This window comes from Roseibium album (assembly GCF_001404515.1).
GTDB classification, from domain to species: Bacteria; Pseudomonadota; Alphaproteobacteria; order Rhizobiales; family Stappiaceae; genus Roseibium; species Roseibium album.
This window is the reverse complement of record NZ_CXWE01000010.1, coordinates 128771-145425: the sequence shown is the minus strand read 5'-3', so window position 1 is coordinate 145425 and position 16655 is coordinate 128771. Positions and strand designations below refer to the sequence as shown.

Genomic DNA, 16655 nt, shown 5'->3' with positions numbered 1-16655 from the left:
TGATGACCACGGCAAGTCCAGAAACGCACGAGGACATCGGAATTGTGCTGCGCCTGCGACTTGCCGGTTTTGTCCGCTCGCTCCGGGACAGCGGCTTCAAGGTCGGGCTAGCGGAGACAGGCGACGCACTTGCACTATTGCGGTCACCGCTCATGCGAAAATCCCACAATCTCAAGGGAGCTTTCCGCGCCCTGTTCTGCGGTCGATTGTCGGACTGGAACACATTCGACGACCTGTTTGATGCCTACTGGTTCGGCAAAGGTGTGAAGTCGGGTGTGAAAGTGTCCGGCAGCAGTTCGAAAAAAAGCATGAAGACGATCCGCGAACTGATGGATGCACAGGGTTCAAGACAGGACACGATCGCCGGCGATGTGGAGCGTCAACCAGGCGAAGAAGATGAAGACACGGACGACACGCCCTCCGGCAGACGCGAGGGCGCCAGCATCGCCGAAAGTCTCGGACAGGTCGATTTCCGAAATCTTCACGATCCCGAGGCCGCTGAAAAGGCGCACGAACTTGCCGAACGGCTGGCAAAATCCATGCGTGTCCGGCTAACGCGCCGTGACAAGCAGAGACGGAAAGGACCCCGACTTGATCTTCGCCGGACCATCCGGCATTCGATCGCCCATGGCGGAACACCGATCGAACTCATCCGGAAGGGTCCACGCCACCGGCAACTCAGGCTGGTGATCCTGCTTGATGCTTCCGGATCGATGAATAACTACACCGCTGTCTTCACCCGCTTCGTACACGGCATGCTGGACAATTTCCGGGAAGCCGAGGCTTTCCTGTTTCACACCCGGCTTGTTCACGTCTCCTCGGCGCTCTCGGAACGGGACGCCGCAAGGGCGCTCGATCGCATGGGCCTCATGGCACAGGGCATCGGTGGCGGAACAAAAATCGGTGAGGCCCTCGCCGAGTTCAACCGTTGGCATGCTGCCAGGGTCATTCATTCACGCACCTGCGTGCTGATCCTTTCCGACGGCTACGATACCGGTGCTCCCGAAGCGCTTGGCGTGGAGATGGCAAAGTTGCGGCGCCGGTGCAAACGCATTGTCTGGCTCAATCCGCTGATTGGCTGGCAGGGCTATGAGCCGACCGCGGGCGGCATGGAGGCCGCTCTGCCGCATGTCGACCTGTTTGCACCGGCTCACAATCTCGACAGTCTCGCCGCTCTTGAACCCTATCTGGCAAAGTTGTGATGCCATGGGAGATGCATCGATGAAACATTCTTCCGTTCCGACACCGCATTCAAATGCCGGACCAGAACTGACAAGTGACCTGCAACCCCTCATGAACAGGTTGCAAAACGCAAGCGAACCATTTGCGCTCGCAACCGTTGTGCGAACAATATCCGTGACCGCCGCCAAGGCGGGCGCAAAGGCAGTGATTGCAGCAGACGGCAGCATTGCCGGCGGCTGGATTGGAGGCGGATGTGCGCGGTCTGCCGTGATCAAGGCGGCCCGGGCCGCACTGGAAGATGGTGAAGCGCGGCTGGTCTCGATCCAGCCAGAGGACCTGCTTGCCGAGCTTGGTGTCGAATCAGGCGAGGAACGTGAAGGCGTGCAATTTGCCAAAAACATGTGTCCCAGCAAGGGAACCATGGACATATTCGTGGAACCGGTTCTGCCGCGGCCGATCCTGGTGATCTGTGGTGCAAGCCCGGTGGCGCTCGCGCTCTCCAAGCAGGCGCCGACCATCGGTTTTGACGTGGCGATCTGCGCACCGGCGGAAGACCATGCCGCCTTCCCGGGCGCAGGCAGACTGATCGACGGCTTCGGACTTGATGCAATCGGAAACGCGGACACCTATATCCTCGTCTCCACCCAGGGGCGTGGTGATCTCGCTGCCCTGGAAGGGGCCTTGAACGTACCTGCCCGGCATATCGGCTTTGTCGGAAGCCGTCGAAAAATCTCAACGTTAAAGGAAAAGTTGCGCGAAAAAGGTTTGAGCGAACAAGACCTTGAGCGCATCGAAGGACCCGCAGGCCTAGATCTCGGGGCCATTACGCCGGAAGAAATCGCTCTTTCGATCCTGGCCGAATTGCTCGTGATCCGCCGCACAGGTCAACGCCAGACAAACATACAGTACATCTGAAATTTCAATCGGAGACACCTACATGCAAATGAACGACAGCCAACGTATTGAAGCCCCCCGGCAAAAGGTCTGGGAAGCACTCAACGATCCGGACGTGCTGAAAGCTTCAATCCCGGGCTGCGAGGAACTGGTCAAACACTCGGACACCGAGATGGAGGCCAAGGTCAAGCTCAAGGTCGGACCGGTGAAGGCGACGTTCGGCGGCAAGGTCACTCTCAATGATCTCGATCCGCCCAACGGTTACACGATCGAGGGAGAAGGCTCCGGCGGCGTTGCCGGATTCGCGCGTGGCGGCGCCAAGATCCGCCTGGAAGAAGATGGACCGGACGCAACCATTCTCAATTATGAAGTTGACGCGAAAGTAGGTGGCAAACTTGCACAACTCGGCGCAAGGCTGATCGACAGTACGTCAAAACGGCTGGCCGGAGAATTTTTTGCCGCCTTTGCCGAGCAGGTGGCGCCGACGGAGCCGGCAGAGCACGCCACAGAAGAAATCAACGCCGAGGCACCTGAACAAAAGAAAGGCTGGCTGGGCGGTCTTTTCGGTGGAAAGAAAGCCGACCCGGCCGCAGAAGAACCAGCTGCTTGAAATTTACTGCGTCCGGGTGGAAAATTGTCCGGACGCCTCGCACTCAAGGGGAGGAACACATGAAAAAGACGCAGAATTCCGGTTCAATAGCGACCGCGGCTCGCGAGCTCCGTCAGGATCCCTCGCTTGTGCTTGCCCTGGCAACCGGCTCCGTGCTGACAGCATTCCTGCTGACTGTCCATGCCTGCTGCATCGGCCTTGCGACGCCGGATCATCTGGCGGCGCTGTTGCAGATCTGCTCGCCGATCGGCTGAGATCCCGCTATCGGTGTCACCCTGGCTGACCGCGTTTCGGCCTCCAGGATGATCTCATCCCAATAAGCTTGTCATTCCGGCAGAAGCGCAGCAGAAGGCTGGAATCCAGTAAACTCCTGTTTGACCGCCTTTTTCATCACAGCCTCTCGGCATACTGGATCCCGGTCTTGCCGCCAATGCGGCAAGACCGGGATGACAATTGTGGAAGATAATTCGGAAGGCAGGCACCGTTAGTCAGCTCGTCCAACCGACTTGAATCCATGGCGTTGAAACACTCAGCGACACCGACCCATCACTTCGCGTCGTACCCCGGCGTTACGCTGGTGCCTTGATCTTGCGCAGATAAGGCAGCACGGCATTGAATTCACCGTATTTCGCGCGGGCGTCGTCGTCATTGACGCTCGGCGGAATGATGACATCTTCACCGACATTCCAGTTCGCGGGTGTGGCAACGCCTTTGGCCGACGTTTGCAATGCATCGAGCGCACGAACAACTTCGGCAAAGTTACGTCCGACGGTCATCGGATATGTCATGGACAGCTTGAGCTGTTTGTCAGGGCCGATGATGAAAACAGAGCGCACTGTCGCGCTGTGCGCAGGCGTTCGTCCATCGGGCATGTAAGCTTCTGCGGGAAGCATGTCGAACAGCTTGGAGACCTTGAGGCCTTCATCGGCAATGATCGGGAAGCCTGGGGTCGCGCCGGACACCTTCTCGATATCGAGCTTCCATTTCCGGTGATCTTCCGCGTTGTCGACCGAAACACCGATGACCTTGGTGCCGCGTTTTTCCCATTCGTCCTTCAATTGCCCGACGACACCGAATTCGGTCGTGCAAACCGGTGTGAAGTCTTTCGGATGGCTGAACAGGATAGCCCAGCTGTCACCGATCCATTCGTGAAAGCTGATCGGACCCTGGTCGGTTTCCGCCGTGAAATCCGGAACTGTGTCATTGATACGAAGAGACATTTGGAAGAATCCTTTCAGGTATCTGCGGGGGCGAGAAACGTCACCCAACTGAATGCGCAGCTTTAGTTAAGCTCTCTTGTTCCCGCGGGCAATGCCTAGCCGGTCCGACAGAGAATCGCAGATGTACAAGGGAAGGCTCACCAAACGTTGCTCCCCAGCCATTCCTGCGTGAAAGAGCCTACACCAATCAGGTCAGACCCCGCTTCAATAAATCGCGACAATATCCGCAGGGAAATTCGAATCCCGATTGATCAGGCACCCCATGTGTCACTCAACTTGTACCCGCCCGGCCACTGAGCACTTCGAGGTCTTCGCCAACAAAGGGTAAGGGGAATTTGTTTCTGACGGCTACTCAATTCGGATTCAGATTGAAGCGCCAAGTCCATTCGAACGGGCCTCATTGCGCCGTTCGAGTCTTGCGCCTAGCCTGCTTTCGTTGCCTGGCCTCATAGTCCCGACGCTACATCCGGCTCATGGTTGGCTGGTTAGCAGCTCCCTACATGGAAATCGGAATATTCGGCGGTCGATTGTCTTCACGACCGGGCGCTTGAAGGCCGCCGCTGATACTCTCGAACGATGGCCCGACTTCACCCCGGTGAAGCGGCGGTGCCTGCGGTGCAACGGCTTCCCATTCATCCGCCTCGTAAATGTCCGCCAATGTCACCTGACTGCGTTGCATGACGAAGTCTTCTGGCTTCGGCAATTGGTTGGTGAAGGTCCCGACGAACGGCGTCATGGTAATCTCGTCCAAAAGCACAATATTACCGTCGTTGATCCAGGTGTTGTCCGGAACCAGTTTGCCGTTCTCGTCGTAAGACGTTACGACATCACCCGGTTTGATATGCTCAATTGGTTATTCCATGCCGTCCCACATGGAAATTGGCGTTCCGGTGAAGAAACATTTGTTGACGCGATGCAGGTTTGGGTAAACGTCTCCAGCTTGCAGCGGGTTGGGTGCCACTCCCACTACCTTCAAGGGTTGGAGCATGATGCTCCTATCCGTCCGTGTCCACACAGGAGGAGCCGCCCAACTGTTCAACTCCGGAAGGATACCCGTGCCCATACCGGTCGTTTTGCGTTAATATTGTCCAGCGATAACGACGATTTCTCGCTGCACGACGCCGGTGTCTAGCGAGCGAAAATTTGTGGTGATGTTAACGACGGTGCGTTCATTTGGACAATAATGAGAAACAACACCAAGCACCCAATTCTAAGAACCCCGGGAGGTCGGGTTTGCCCGAAGTCCGTCGCTGACAACTTCAGAAGGAACAGCTGGACTTCCTGCGTTGTACCAGAAGTTCGTCTGAGCATGATATCATGATAATCCGGGTTGCTTCTGGTGATTTCTCCAACCGTGATAACGTCGCCGCTACGGGAAACAAAGCTTGAAGCACCATCGCCCTTATCTTGCCAACCGTCCATATGTCGCATTCCTTGTTAGAGCGACAAAGATGCAAACCACCGCAGAAAACAAGACACTCGCCCAATACTCAATCATTAGGTTTGACGCCCACATTCCGTTAGAGAACCACTATCAATGAAGTCACATTGCCTGCGAAAAATTCGTAGTTGAAGCTGCCGCTGTCATCAAAGTTTTTGAATAACAAAACCCGAAATAATATAAATGAAAAAAATGAAACCTAAGTCGATTTTGTTAAATTTGTCTTTGTGAATATTAGACCTATTCATCGACAGTCTTGACCTTTAGCGATGCTCAATAGTCATTCTCTAGCGATTGATGAAATACCATTTGCAGTCAACATCATCAGCTTTTGACAAGTCGAGCTACAAAATTCATACGTTAAACCAGATCCTGTAGCTAATTAGAGCCCATAACACACCGACAAAAAGTATACTTGAAAGAAGAACTTTTTGCGCGAATGAGTTTTTCATAACCTTCAAAACAAGGTCGATTATTGCTCCTAGAACTATTTCCAGACTTCAACCTCCAGACTATATGACGGAAAATTACTAGTTCGCTGTCTCTTTATCAACTGAATTCAAGTTGTCACCATAAATATCAGGATCGCCTTACGCACCCCATGTGTCACTCAACTTGTACCCGCCCGGCCAGGGGTCGCTCGGGTCCAGCATGTGCTGATGAATGCCGGTGACCCAGGCGCGGCCACTGATCTGAGGAATGATCGCCGGTCTGTCGCCGACAGTCGCCTCCGAAAGGACCTTGCCGGTGAAGGTCGATCCGATAATGGATCGCGCCTCGAATTCCTGTCCGACAGACATCTGCCCACGCGCCGCCATCAGCGCCATGCGCGCAGAAACCGCCGTTCCCGTGGGTGAGCGATCCACCTTGCCCGGCTGGATCGCAATTGCGGAACGTCCTGTCAGTCCCTTGTCGGTTGCTGTCAATGGGCCACAAAATGCACAGAACGAAATGTGTTTCCAGTCGGCGTTTTCGGGATGGCAGAAACCAAGCTGCTCATTCGCCGCATTGGTAATGCGCACACCCAGTCTGGCAATATCCGCAGCTTCGCTTTCCTCGATGGCAAATCCAAGAGCGCTCGCATCGACGACAACAAAACTGTCGCCGCCATAGGCCGTGTCGACCGTCAGTGTACCCAAGCCGTCCACTTCCAGATTTGCGTCCAGTCTGTCGGCAAAGCTTGCTACATTCTGGACGTGGATCCTCTCTGCCTTGCCATTCCTGCAATCTGCCCTGACACGCACCAGACCACCCGGGGCTTCCAGAACCAGTTCCGTTACCGGTTCGGTCATCGGGACAATCCCGCCATCAAGCAGAACAGTCGACACACAGATGGAATTGGAGCCGGACATGGGCGGCGTGTCTTCCGGCTCCATGATGATGAAGGCCGCGTCAGCTTCGGGATGCTTCGGCGGCACCAGCAGATTGACATGCCTGAAAACCCCGCCGCGCGGTTCATTCAGAACGAAGTTACGCAGAGACTGGTCTTTGGCAATGAAGCTGCGCTGCTCCCAGATCGTGTCTCCCGGCGGCGGCGTCACACCGCCCACGATGACGTCGCCGACTTCGCCTTCCGCATGGCAGGAGATCACATGAATGGTTTTGCTGCTGCGCATGATCCTGCCTCACGAATAGCTGGCGACCGGGTCGCCAAGAGCTTCGAAAATCGGTGTTATGCCGAGGCCCGGCCGATCCGCCGCGGTCATCCGGCCGTTGACGCGCTTCGGTGCCCCCTCCGCAATGTCGACGGTGCCATAGCTGTTGAAATCGGTTGCCGAGAACGTGAATTCCGGCGGTGTCGAGCGGGCAAGATGGGCGATGGCGGCCGTGGTGATATCTCCGCCCCACGTGTCCTCAATGGTCATCGGGATGCCATGGGCCACACACAGGTCGCGCATCAGTTTCGCCCTGGTCAGGCCACCGACCTTGGAAATCTTCAGATTGATGCAATCCATGGCATCTTCCGCAATGCCGCGCACCAGCATGTTCGGACCGTCGATGACTTCGTCCAGAATAAACGGCAGGCCGGTCCGGCGCCGGATCGACACACTCTCTTCATAGGTCATGCAGGGCTGCTCGATGTAAACATCAAGCGAAGACACCGCCCCGACCACGCGTGCCGCTTCGTGACGTGTCCAACCGGTATTGGCGTCCGCGACAAGCAGATCAGAGGATTTCAGAACCGCGCGGGTCGCATGAATGCGGTCGATGTCGTCGTTGGCATCACCGCCGACCTTCAGCTGAAACTTGGTGTAACCCTCCGCCACATAGCCTTCGATCTTTTTCGCCATCACGTCGGGCGCTTCCTGGCTGATTGCCCGGTAAAGGACCACATCGTCCTGTGCAGCACCGCCAAGCAGCGTATAGACGGGCTGATCCGTTGCCTTGCCAAGTAGATCCCAGCAGGCAATATCAATGGGCGCCTTTGCATAAGGATGTCCGCGCAGAGCCGTATCCATGACCCGGTTGATTTCGCCGATATTCAGGGGATCCAGCCCGATCAGATGGGGCGCCAGCTCCTCAAGGCCGGCGCGAACTCCAAGAGCGAAACTCGGCAGATATGCCGACCCGAGCGGGCAGCACTCCGCGTAGCCTTTCAGACCCCCGTCCGTAACAATCTCAACGACCGTACTATCGAAAACCTCGATGAAGTTGCCGTTGGACCAGCTGTAGCGTCCTTCCTTAAGTGGCAGGCCGACCTGAAACACATTGATGGCCGAAATTTTCATTTCCGTCTCCTCAGAAGCGGCGCGCAGAGAATGCGCTCATATCGATTGAAGGGGTCTGACCCTGGACAAGTTCGGTGACAAGTTTTGCGGTGCCGGCGGCCTGCGTAAGGCCCAGATGACCATGCCCGAAGGCATAGAAAACCCTGCGCTCCCTCGGCGAGCGGTCGATGACCGGGAGACTGTCCGGCATGGAAGGGCGGAATCCCATCCACTGCGTCCCGGGTTCCGTCTTCAGCTCCGGCAGAAAACTCTTGGCCTTTTTCAGCAGCGTCTCCGCGCGCTTGTAATTGGGGGGCAGCTTCAATCCGCCCAGCTCGACAGCACCGCCAACCCGGATACCGTCGTTGATCCGTGTCACCACGAACCCGTGGCTGCCAAACGTCAAATGTGTCCTCAGATCAAACGCGCCGTCGGCAAGGGTTGTGTTGTAACCCCGTTCCGTTTCCAGCGGGACACTGTCTCCGACCGTTGACGCCAGATGACGGGACCAGGCACCGGCACAGACAATGACATTTGCTGCTCGCGTTTCTCCGTTCCGTCCTGACAAAGAAACGAATGCCTCACCAGGTGTGACTGACATGACGTCATCGGCTTCGATCCGTCCTCCGCGTGCCAGAAAAGTTTCGGAGAGATGCTTCAGAAAGCTGGCCGGATTGCAGGTATTCATCCATTCCGGCGTATATCCTGCATGAGTAAAACGCGCGTCTATACCCGGCTGGATAGCGGCAATGGCGTCTCTTGTTTCCAGAAGCTCGAAGGGGATGCCGTGTTTCTTTCTGAGATGCCAGGCGTCCATGCTGGCACGGAATTCCCGCTCTCCTTCGTAAAGCTGCAGCTGGCCATCCCGGCGAAACAATTGCTCCGCAGACGTTTCCCGGATCTGGCAATCCAGCGCATGCCGGGAAGCATCCATCAGGCTGGCTTGCGCATTCAGGGAGTGACGGTAGCGGTCCGGCCAGCTCGCCCGCCAGAAGCGCAGCATCCAGGGCGCGATTTTCAGCGCATAGGCGGGCGGCACGGACAGTGGACCCAACGGATCGAGAAGCCATTTGGGTGCCTTGCGCATGATGCCCGGTGTTGCCAGCGGCACGATATCGGTGAAGGCAAAGGCGCCGGCATTCATTTCCGATGCCTTTTTCAGGCCGTCGTCCCTGTCCAGCACCTGGACGTGTCGTCCCTGTGCCTGCAGGGCCAGCGCTGTGCTGATGCCGATGATCCCGGCACCGACCACCACGATGTCATGGACGGCGTTGTCCGTCATGGTCGATACATCACCTTCTCAACTCTCAGGGCCGAATACCCAGCCGATATGGATCCGCGGGATTGAAAATCAGGGTCGCATCGGACGTGACGAATGCCTGACCGGTAACAGACGGCACAATGGCGCCTTTCGATCCGCGCTGGTAGCTGATCGTGTATTTGCTGCCGATGACGCTTTCCTGTACCCACTCGCGGCCCGGTTCCAGGACACCATCTTCGGCCAGGCAGGCAAGCTTCGCGGAACATCCGGTCCCGCAGGGCGAACGGTCGTAGGCTCCGCCCGGACACAGCACGAAATTGCGGCTGTCGGATGCACGATCCTGCGGTGGACCAAAGAGCTCGATGTGATCGATCCAGGCCCCGTCCGCACCCGTGATCCCGCGCTCTTCGAGCGCCGTGCGGATCTTTAGCGTCAAATCCGTCAACGGTCTGATGTTGGCTGGTGTCAGGGCGACCGGGCTGTCTTTCACCAGATAAAACCAGTTGCCGCCCCAGGCGACATCACCCGTGAATTGGCCAAACCCGTCGACATCTACCATGACATCTTTCAGATGCCTGTAGCTTTCAACATTGACCACGGAGACCGTGTTCGCATCATGCAGATGAATTTCGACCACACCGACAGGGGTTTCCAGCTTGTGACGTCCGGGTTCGATCCGACCCAGATGCGCCAGGGTAACGCCAAGTCCAATCGATGCATGGCCGCACATGCCGAGGTTCTGCAGGTTGTTGAAGTAGATCACCGAGGCAACGCAGTCATCCCGCGAGGGCGGCAACAGGAGAGCACCGATGACAGCGTCGTGACCGCGCGGCTCGAGCACCACAGAAGCGCAGAAATCGAGATGCTCAGCCTCCAGGCGCGCAGCACGCTCGACCAGCGATCCCGATCCAAGATCGGGGCCACCGTCGATCACGACACGGGTCGGTTCACCAGCCGTATGACTGTCGATCACGCGCATTCGGCGATCACTCCTCCCTGCCTGGACCAACCCGCGTACCAGGTCTTGAAGAGACTGTATTGCGCTTCGACATAGTTGCGCTGCGCGTCGTTCAGGGCGTCGGTTTCGTTGAAGTGCAGGCTGTATTCGCCTTCACCGTTCAGAACCATCAGGTGCTTGTAGTAAAGGACGAGATCGGGGCCCTCGTCGAAACTTGAGAGGATCGCGAGCGCTTCTTCCAGCTCTGCCGCGCGCTGGCGCGCTTCGACATGTCCCTGGGCTGCTTTCTGGCAGAGCCGGACAAGATGCAGGACTTCTTTCGGTATGGCATTGCCGATGCCGGTTATGGCACCGGTCGCGCCGCAATTGACGTAGCCATGCAGAACGGCCGTGTCGACACCGACCATAAGCGTGACGTTGTCATCCTGAGAAGTGATGTTTTCCGCTGCGTAGCGCAGGTCGTCGAGGCCGCCGAATTCCTTGAAACCGATCAGGTTGGGGAATTGTGCGCGCAGCTCGAAGAACAGGTCCGCACGTGTCGCAAATCCGTAGTAAGGGCTGTTGTAGATGACGGCCGGAATGTTCGGCGCAGCCGACAATATGGCACTGAAATGGTGTCGCTGTGCACCCAGGGAGCTGCCGCGAGACAGCACGCGCGGAATGACCATCAATCCATGCGCTCCGACCTTTGCGGCATGAGCGGCATGTGCGACAGCGGATTTTGTGTTGATCGCACCGGTTCCAACCACGACAGGAACCCTGGCCGCAACCAGACGCTCAACGCCTTCCATGCGCTCTTCGTCCGTCAGGAGCGGCCAGTCGCCCATGGAACCGCAATAGACCACGGCAGACATGCCCGCAGCGATCAATTCCTGGCCCTTTCTGACGAGTGCATCGTAATCCGGCGAGCGATCGGCCTTGCACGGTGTCATCAGGGCCGGCATGCAGCCGGAAAAGATATTCGTTGTCATCATTCACTCCTTCAGATGCAGGTCTGCCGGGCAAGGTTAACCCGCGCCGCATGGGGCCGCAGACCTGGCGTCACAAAGATGCGCGCCGAATCAGCGCACGTTAGCAAGAAATTTCCGGGTATGTCCGGACGTGGCATTGCCGAAGATCTGTTCCGGCGGCCCGATCTCCTCCATCACACCCTGGTGAAAATAGGCGACCCTGTCGGAGACATCGCGGGCAAATCCCATTTCATGGGTGACACAGATCATCGTCATGCCTTCTTCAGCAAGCAGGCGCATGGTATCGAGAACTTCGCCCACCAGCTCCGGATCGAGCGCTGAGGTTGCCTCGTCGAACAGCATGTAGGTGGGCTCCATTGCAAGTGCCCGGGCAATCGCCAGGCGCTGTTGCTGGCCGCCGGACAGCGCACTGGGAAAAACGTTCAACTTGTCGTCGAGACCGACATGCCTGAGTTGTTTTTCGGCGATGTCGCGCGCTTCTGCTTTCGACTTCCCCTTGACGATTTTCGGGGCCAGCGCGACGTTTTCCAACGCGGTCAGATGCGGAAAACTGTTCCATTGCTGAAACACCATTCCGAGTTTCTGCCGGAGCTTGTTTATGTCCGTACCCTTGGCATGGACATCCGTACCGTCGACAATGACGGATCCTTTCTGGATGGGCTCAAGGCCGTTGATGCAATAAAGCAAAGTCGACTTGCCGGAGCCCGATGCGCCGATGACGGAAAGGACTTCGCCCTTTGCTACATCCAGATCGATGCCCTTGAGCACCTGAAGCGCGCCGAAATATTTCTCAAGGCCGCGTATCTCGATCATTGGGCCCACCTTTGTTCCAGTTTTGCGGCATAGCGCGAGATCGGGAAAGACAGCGCGAAATAGAATGCGCCGGCGATTGCAAGGATCAGGAACGGTTCCTGTGTCCGGGTGATCAGGATCTGGCTGGCCTTGAGAAGCTCGACATAACCAAGCACTGAGACGAGGGCACTGTCCTTCATCACACCGAGTGCAACGCCGACCCATGCGGGAAAGACCGCTCTGCCACCGATCGGCAGCACCACGTAGCGCATGTCCTGCCAATAGCTCATGCCGAGGGAACGGGCCGCCCGGCGCATGGGCTTGCCGACCGCCTCGATCCCGCCGCGTGCAACATTGGCCACCAGCGCGGCCGTGTAGATCGTCAGGATCACCACACCCGACCCGAAGGGATCGAGGTCCAATCCGACAATCGGGGCGAAATTGTAGAACAGCACCAGCTGAATGATGAGCGGCACGGAGCGGAAGATATCAAGGACAGGGGCAAGGGTCAGTGCGGCGGTCAGCTTGCCCTCATAGAGCATCCATCCAAACACACCCCCCAAGATGGTGCCGATCGTGATCGACAGCGCCGAGATCCAAAGGGTTCTGAGTGCAGCCTCGCCCAAGAACCACAGGTCGTTTGGGGTGAACCCGCTGAAGAAGCTTATCGTTTCCTGCAAGTCAGCCTCCTCAATACCGGAACAGTCGCGCGGCGAGCAGCCGGGATGCGAGCAGAATGATCTTGACAATCACGTAGTAGATCACGGCGGTCGCCGCGAAATACTCGAAAATGCGGAAGGTTCGGCTGGCAAAGAACTGCGTCTCGCCGCTGAGCTCGCGAAAGCCGACCAGCATACCGAGCGAGGACATCAGCACCGCCCAGACCAGCTGGTTGGTCAACGGGTGATAAACGATCCTGAAAACCTGCGGAATGATGATGCGCGTGTAGGCCTGCCAGGCGGTCATGCCAAGGCTGCGCGCCGCGCGCAACTGTGTCTCCGGCACCGCCTGAAACCCGCCCCGGAAGTTTTCGGCGAGATAGCCGGCGCAGTTGAAGCTCAGACCACAAAGCACGATCGCGAACGGACTGAGGTGAAGACCGAAGGCCCCAAGCCCAAAACCGAAGAAAAACAGCTGGAACAGGGCCGGCGTGTTGCGCGCCAGCTCAACCCAGCCCGTCGCCAACCAGTAGAGAGGGCCGCGCATGTGCATGCGGATCAGGGCGAGCGCCAAACCGATGACGATGCCGACCACCATGGCAAGCACCGCAACCTGAAGGGTCAGCAGCCCCGCACCCAGCAGGTCCGGCAGGTTTTTCAGCACTGGTCGCCAATGGAAATTATAGTCGAACATCAGATGTCACGGGCTTCGGAGGGCGGTTTTCACACAACCCTGCCTCCGAATGAGACCTATGCGGTCGCCTTGCGGAAACAGGTGAATACAAAAGGGAGGCACGTCCGGCAATCCGGAGACTTTCGGACATGCCCCAAGTCGGGAAGGATCAGTACATCACGCCGGGAATGCGCAATTCCGGAGCCTCGCCGCCGACATACTTGCCCCAGAGTTCCCCGTAACGGCCCGAGCGTACCTGATGGGTGACAAACAGGTTCAGGAAGTTGAGCCAGGTCACGTCTTCACGCTTGCCGACAACAGACGTGTAGTCTGTGGTCCAGGGCATGCGCGGTCCGGCGAAAATCGTATCGTATTGTTCCGTGATCGGCTTGACAGCCGTATTTGTGGTGATGCCGATATCGGCCTTGCCCTGGGCCACGGCGAGGAACACCTCGTTTTCGGACTGGTAGCCCTGATAGAGGTTTTCTTCACCCCATTCCTTGGCAATTTTCAGCCATTCCTGCTCCGGCACCGTGCCGATGGCAGCCGCGACACGCTTGCCGCGAATATCTTCAAACGACTTGATTCCGCTTTCGGAATTGACCACGCCCTGTGCGTAATAGATCGCGTAGGGAATGGTGAAACCGACAGTCCGGGCCCGCGCGAGGCTGTCGGAAGTTGCGCCGAAAACCACATCCGCGCGGCCGGTGACGATAACCGGAAGGCGTTCGGCCCATGTCAGAGGCAGGATCTTGGGTTCCACCTCCAGCGCCGCAGCGAGATCGTTGCAGTATTCGACGTCAAAACCGGCGGGTTCGTTGTTGGCATCCCGATAACCGATCGGCGGAAAATCCAGAACAACACCACAGCGCAGTTCGCCGCGGTCAACAACATCATCGAGCGTATCCGCCTTTACCGGCATTGCGGCAACAAGCGTCAGGGCGGCAGCTGCCGCAATTTTCTTGAACATGGTTCCCCTCTTCATTTTTCGAAGAATTTCTTCTGGCGGGAGATTGATAAACCATTTCGGATCCAATATTCAATATAAAATATTCAAAAAGTTTTCCGCTTCCCCGACTCGGGAGGTTCGCTTAAAAGACGGATCCAGGGAGTGACGGCTAATGAAACTGACATCGATGGACATTTCCACGACAGCATCTGCGTCCTCGATCGTGTTCGACGCGCTGCGGAAAGCCATTATCCAGGGACAACTCGAAGAAGGCGAACCTCTTCGCCAGGATGAAATTGCCCGCCTCTTCAACACCAGCCGTATTCCGGTCCGCGAAGCCATCTCCCGTCTCGAGGAGCAGGGACTGGTCAAGACACAGCGCTACAAGGGTGCGGTCGTCGCCGGTCTCTCGCCAAAGGAAACCGAAGAGATTTTCGACCTGAGAGCCCTGGTCGAACCGGAAATCATCAAGAATGCCGTGCCGCGGATGTCGAAAGAGATTCTCGCCAGTGCGCGCGAAAAATGCGCGGCATTCTCCGCATCGGACAATCCGATGGAATGGGGCGATCTCAATCGCGACTTCCACGAGACACTTTACAGCGCCAGTGACCTGAAGTTCTTCAGGGAAATCGCTCACAATGCAATTGACCGTGTAGAACGCCAGATCCGCGCCCAGCTGGTCATGTCCAATGGCATGGAACGCGCGGGCCGCGAACACTTCGGCATCATGGACGCTTGCGAGGCCGGAGACGCGGATCTTGCCGCCGATCTCACGGGTGAGCATATCCTGGGTGCAAAGAAATCACTTCTTGCCCACATTCAGGACCGCTGATCGGGTCCTTGGCGGAACAACCGGTCTCTGTGTCTCCTGAACAGCGATGAATTCCCAAACGAGGATTACATTGACAGCGAACATGGTTTGAATTTATATAGCCATATGGCTATTCATTATCAAACTTCCATGGACCGCTCCTTTCACGCACTTGGCGACGGCACGCGGCGTGAAATGATTGCAATGCTGGCGCGCAACGGTGCCCTGTCGGCAAACGAACTCCGCTCGCCTTTCAGCGTGGCACAACCCACGATCTCCAAGCACCTGAAAGTGCTTGAAAAGGCAGGGCTGGTTCGCAGGGAAATCAACGGGCGTGTTCACCTGTTTCATCTGGAAACGGCTCCCTTGAGGGAAGCAGAGGACTGGATATCCAGGCACCGGACGTTCTGGGAAGGCACCCTTCAGCGTCTGGAAAAATTCGTCAATGCCGCGGACGGACAGGAGGACAAGACATGACGTCAGTCGCCATTCCACTGGTTGTCCGCCGCACGATAAAAGCTCTTCCCGGCCCGCTCTTCGACGCCTTTGCAACAGAGGCGTCCCTGACATGCTGGTTCACGCCGAGCCCGGATATCACTGTCGAGGCCTTGAAATATGATTTCACACCAGGTGGCCGCTTTCGTCTCCGGTACAGGATGCCTGATGGCCGAAATCCGGTTGTCGCCGGGGTATTCGAAGTGATCGACCGGCCGAAACAGATCGTGATGACCTGGGAATGGCAAGCCCCGGATCCGCTTGAAAACGTGCCGATGAAGGTCTCGTTTCGGTTTCTGGAAAAACCAAATGCCACGGAAGTCGTGATTACTCATGAAGGCATCCCGTCAGACAGCGTCTGCTCGATACATGCCGACGGCTGGGAAGCGACACTGTCCGTCCTGGACGCATTCTTCATTCGGGAGACCCAGCAATGAGAAACATCGCCATACTGACCTTCATTACCCTGGATGGCGTGATGCAGGCACCCAGCAAGCCCGACGAAGACCGCTCGGGAAACTTCGAGCGGGGTGGCTGGGCAACTCCCTATTGGAACGGCGTGATGGAACAGGTTCAAAAAGAAGCAATGTCCGAACCGTATGACATGCTCTTCGGACGCAAGACCTACGACCTGTTCGCTGGACACTGGCCCGATGCTGCAGGTGACCCGGTCGCCGACATGATGAATGCCGCCAGCAAATATGTTGTCACTTCGCGCCCGGACAACCTGAGCTGGAAGCACTCCCATGCGATCTCTGGCGACATTGCGCGGAAAATTTCGGATCTGAAGCTTGAAGACGGGCCTATCCTGCAGATTCATGGCAGCTGGGAGCTGATCCAGTTCCTGCTTGCGCACGACCTGATCGACGAATTCCGACTTTGGACATTTCCGGTCGTTGCCGGTTCCGGCAAACGGCTGTTCGAAAAACCGGCGGAACCGGAAACGCTCAAGCTGGCCAAATCGGAACCTTGCGCGAACGGCGTCGTCATGAGCATCTACCGGCGCGGCTGAAACCACCAGACTTGATTTT

Annotated in this window: 19 protein-coding genes; 8 read left to right on the top strand and 11 right to left on the bottom strand. The window is 57.1% G+C overall.

The features are described from left to right. The first annotated feature begins 2 nt into the window (after window positions 1–2). From LA5095_RS27895 to LA5095_RS27880, 4 genes are read left to right on the top strand one after another with little or no spacing between them, the layout of a single operon-like run. Window positions 3–1202 carry a vWA domain-containing protein gene (locus LA5095_RS27895; RefSeq protein WP_055121093.1) on the top strand — a complete coding sequence of 400 codons (1200 nt, stop codon included), beginning with the start codon at window positions 3–5 and terminating at the stop codon, window positions 1200–1202. A 19-nt stretch (window positions 1203–1221) separates the two neighbouring features. Beyond that, complete coding sequence (locus LA5095_RS27890; protein ID WP_208992891.1) at window positions 1222–2097, top strand: XdhC family protein; 876 nt, start codon at window positions 1222–1224, stop codon at window positions 2095–2097. A gap of 22 nt (window positions 2098–2119) precedes the next feature. Next, the gene (locus LA5095_RS27885) at window positions 2120–2686 is read left to right on the top strand and encodes an SRPBCC family protein (RefSeq protein WP_082442982.1); all 567 of its coding nucleotides are present in this window, start codon (window positions 2120–2122) and stop codon (window positions 2684–2686) included. 59 nt (window positions 2687–2745) lie between these two features. Then, on the top strand, window positions 2746–2940 hold the full coding sequence (locus tag LA5095_RS27880; RefSeq protein ID WP_055121092.1) for a hypothetical protein: 195 nt from the start codon (window positions 2746–2748) through the stop codon (window positions 2938–2940). Window positions 2941–3255: 315 nt separating this feature from the next. On the opposite strand, the gene LA5095_RS27875 is transcribed toward LA5095_RS27880, so the two are convergent. The 11 genes from LA5095_RS27875 to LA5095_RS27820 form a co-directional block, all read right to left on the bottom strand. After that, complete coding sequence (locus tag LA5095_RS27875) at window positions 3256–3906, bottom strand: peroxiredoxin (protein ID WP_029064890.1); 651 nt, start codon at window positions 3904–3906, stop codon at window positions 3256–3258. A gap of 496 nt (window positions 3907–4402) precedes the next feature. Then, complete coding sequence (locus LA5095_RS27870) at window positions 4403–4642, bottom strand: hypothetical protein (RefSeq protein WP_055121091.1); 240 nt, start codon at window positions 4640–4642, stop codon at window positions 4403–4405. 1295 nt (window positions 4643–5937) lie between these two features. Beyond that, window positions 5938–6963 (bottom strand): trans-3-hydroxy-L-proline dehydratase, encoded by a 1026-nt coding sequence (locus LA5095_RS27860; protein ID WP_055121086.1) that lies wholly within the window; start codon window positions 6961–6963, stop codon window positions 5938–5940. 9 nt (window positions 6964–6972) lie between these two features. Beyond that, window positions 6973–8076 (bottom strand): cis-3-hydroxy-L-proline dehydratase, encoded by a 1104-nt coding sequence (locus LA5095_RS27855; RefSeq protein WP_055121084.1) that lies wholly within the window; start codon window positions 8074–8076, stop codon window positions 6973–6975. Between the two features lie 10 nt (window positions 8077–8086). Continuing rightward, window positions 8087–9337 (bottom strand): NAD(P)/FAD-dependent oxidoreductase, encoded by a 1251-nt coding sequence (locus tag LA5095_RS27850; RefSeq protein WP_055121081.1) that lies wholly within the window; start codon window positions 9335–9337, stop codon window positions 8087–8089. Between the two features lie 25 nt (window positions 9338–9362). Next, the gene (locus tag LA5095_RS27845) at window positions 9363–10295 is read right to left on the bottom strand and encodes a 4-hydroxyproline epimerase (protein ID WP_055121079.1); all 933 of its coding nucleotides are present in this window, start codon (window positions 10293–10295) and stop codon (window positions 9363–9365) included. Continuing rightward, the gene (locus LA5095_RS27840; protein WP_055121121.1) at window positions 10286–11245 is read right to left on the bottom strand and encodes a dihydrodipicolinate synthase family protein; all 960 of its coding nucleotides are present in this window, start codon (window positions 11243–11245) and stop codon (window positions 10286–10288) included. The genes LA5095_RS27845 and LA5095_RS27840 overlap by 10 nt, the downstream gene beginning before the upstream one ends. 90 nt (window positions 11246–11335) lie before the next feature. Then, on the bottom strand, window positions 11336–12058 hold the full coding sequence (locus tag LA5095_RS27835; protein WP_055121077.1) for an amino acid ABC transporter ATP-binding protein: 723 nt from the start codon (window positions 12056–12058) through the stop codon (window positions 11336–11338). Continuing rightward, window positions 12055–12717, bottom strand: a complete 663-nt coding sequence (locus LA5095_RS27830) for an amino acid ABC transporter permease (protein ID WP_055121075.1) — start codon at window positions 12715–12717, stop codon at window positions 12055–12057. Before LA5095_RS27830 ends, LA5095_RS27835 begins: the two co-directional genes overlap by 4 nt. 10 nt (window positions 12718–12727) lie before the next feature. Continuing rightward, a complete protein-coding gene (locus LA5095_RS27825; RefSeq protein WP_055121073.1) occupies window positions 12728–13390 on the bottom strand; it encodes an amino acid ABC transporter permease in 663 nt (220 codons plus the stop codon). A 148-nt stretch (window positions 13391–13538) separates the two neighbouring features. Further along, window positions 13539–14339 carry a transporter substrate-binding domain-containing protein gene (locus LA5095_RS27820; RefSeq protein WP_035900161.1) on the bottom strand — a complete coding sequence of 267 codons (801 nt, stop codon included), beginning with the start codon at window positions 14337–14339 and terminating at the stop codon, window positions 13539–13541. A 151-nt stretch (window positions 14340–14490) separates the two neighbouring features. On the opposite strand from LA5095_RS27820, the gene LA5095_RS27815 reads away from it, so the two are divergent. From LA5095_RS27815 to LA5095_RS27800, 4 genes are all read left to right on the top strand, one after another. After that, window positions 14491–15150, top strand: coding sequence for a GntR family transcriptional regulator (locus LA5095_RS27815; RefSeq protein ID WP_055121071.1), 660 nt, complete (start codon window positions 14491–14493; stop codon window positions 15148–15150). Between the two features lie 129 nt (window positions 15151–15279). After that, window positions 15280–15606 (top strand): ArsR/SmtB family transcription factor, encoded by a 327-nt coding sequence (locus LA5095_RS27810; RefSeq protein ID WP_055121069.1) that lies wholly within the window; start codon window positions 15280–15282, stop codon window positions 15604–15606. Beyond that, window positions 15603–16061 (top strand): SRPBCC family protein, encoded by a 459-nt coding sequence (locus LA5095_RS27805; protein WP_055121067.1) that lies wholly within the window; start codon window positions 15603–15605, stop codon window positions 16059–16061. Before LA5095_RS27810 ends, LA5095_RS27805 begins: the two co-directional genes overlap by 4 nt. Next, window positions 16058–16636, top strand: coding sequence for a dihydrofolate reductase family protein (locus LA5095_RS27800; protein ID WP_055121065.1), 579 nt, complete (start codon window positions 16058–16060; stop codon window positions 16634–16636). Before LA5095_RS27805 ends, LA5095_RS27800 begins: the two co-directional genes overlap by 4 nt. The last annotated feature ends 19 nt before the right edge of the window (window positions 16637–16655 follow it).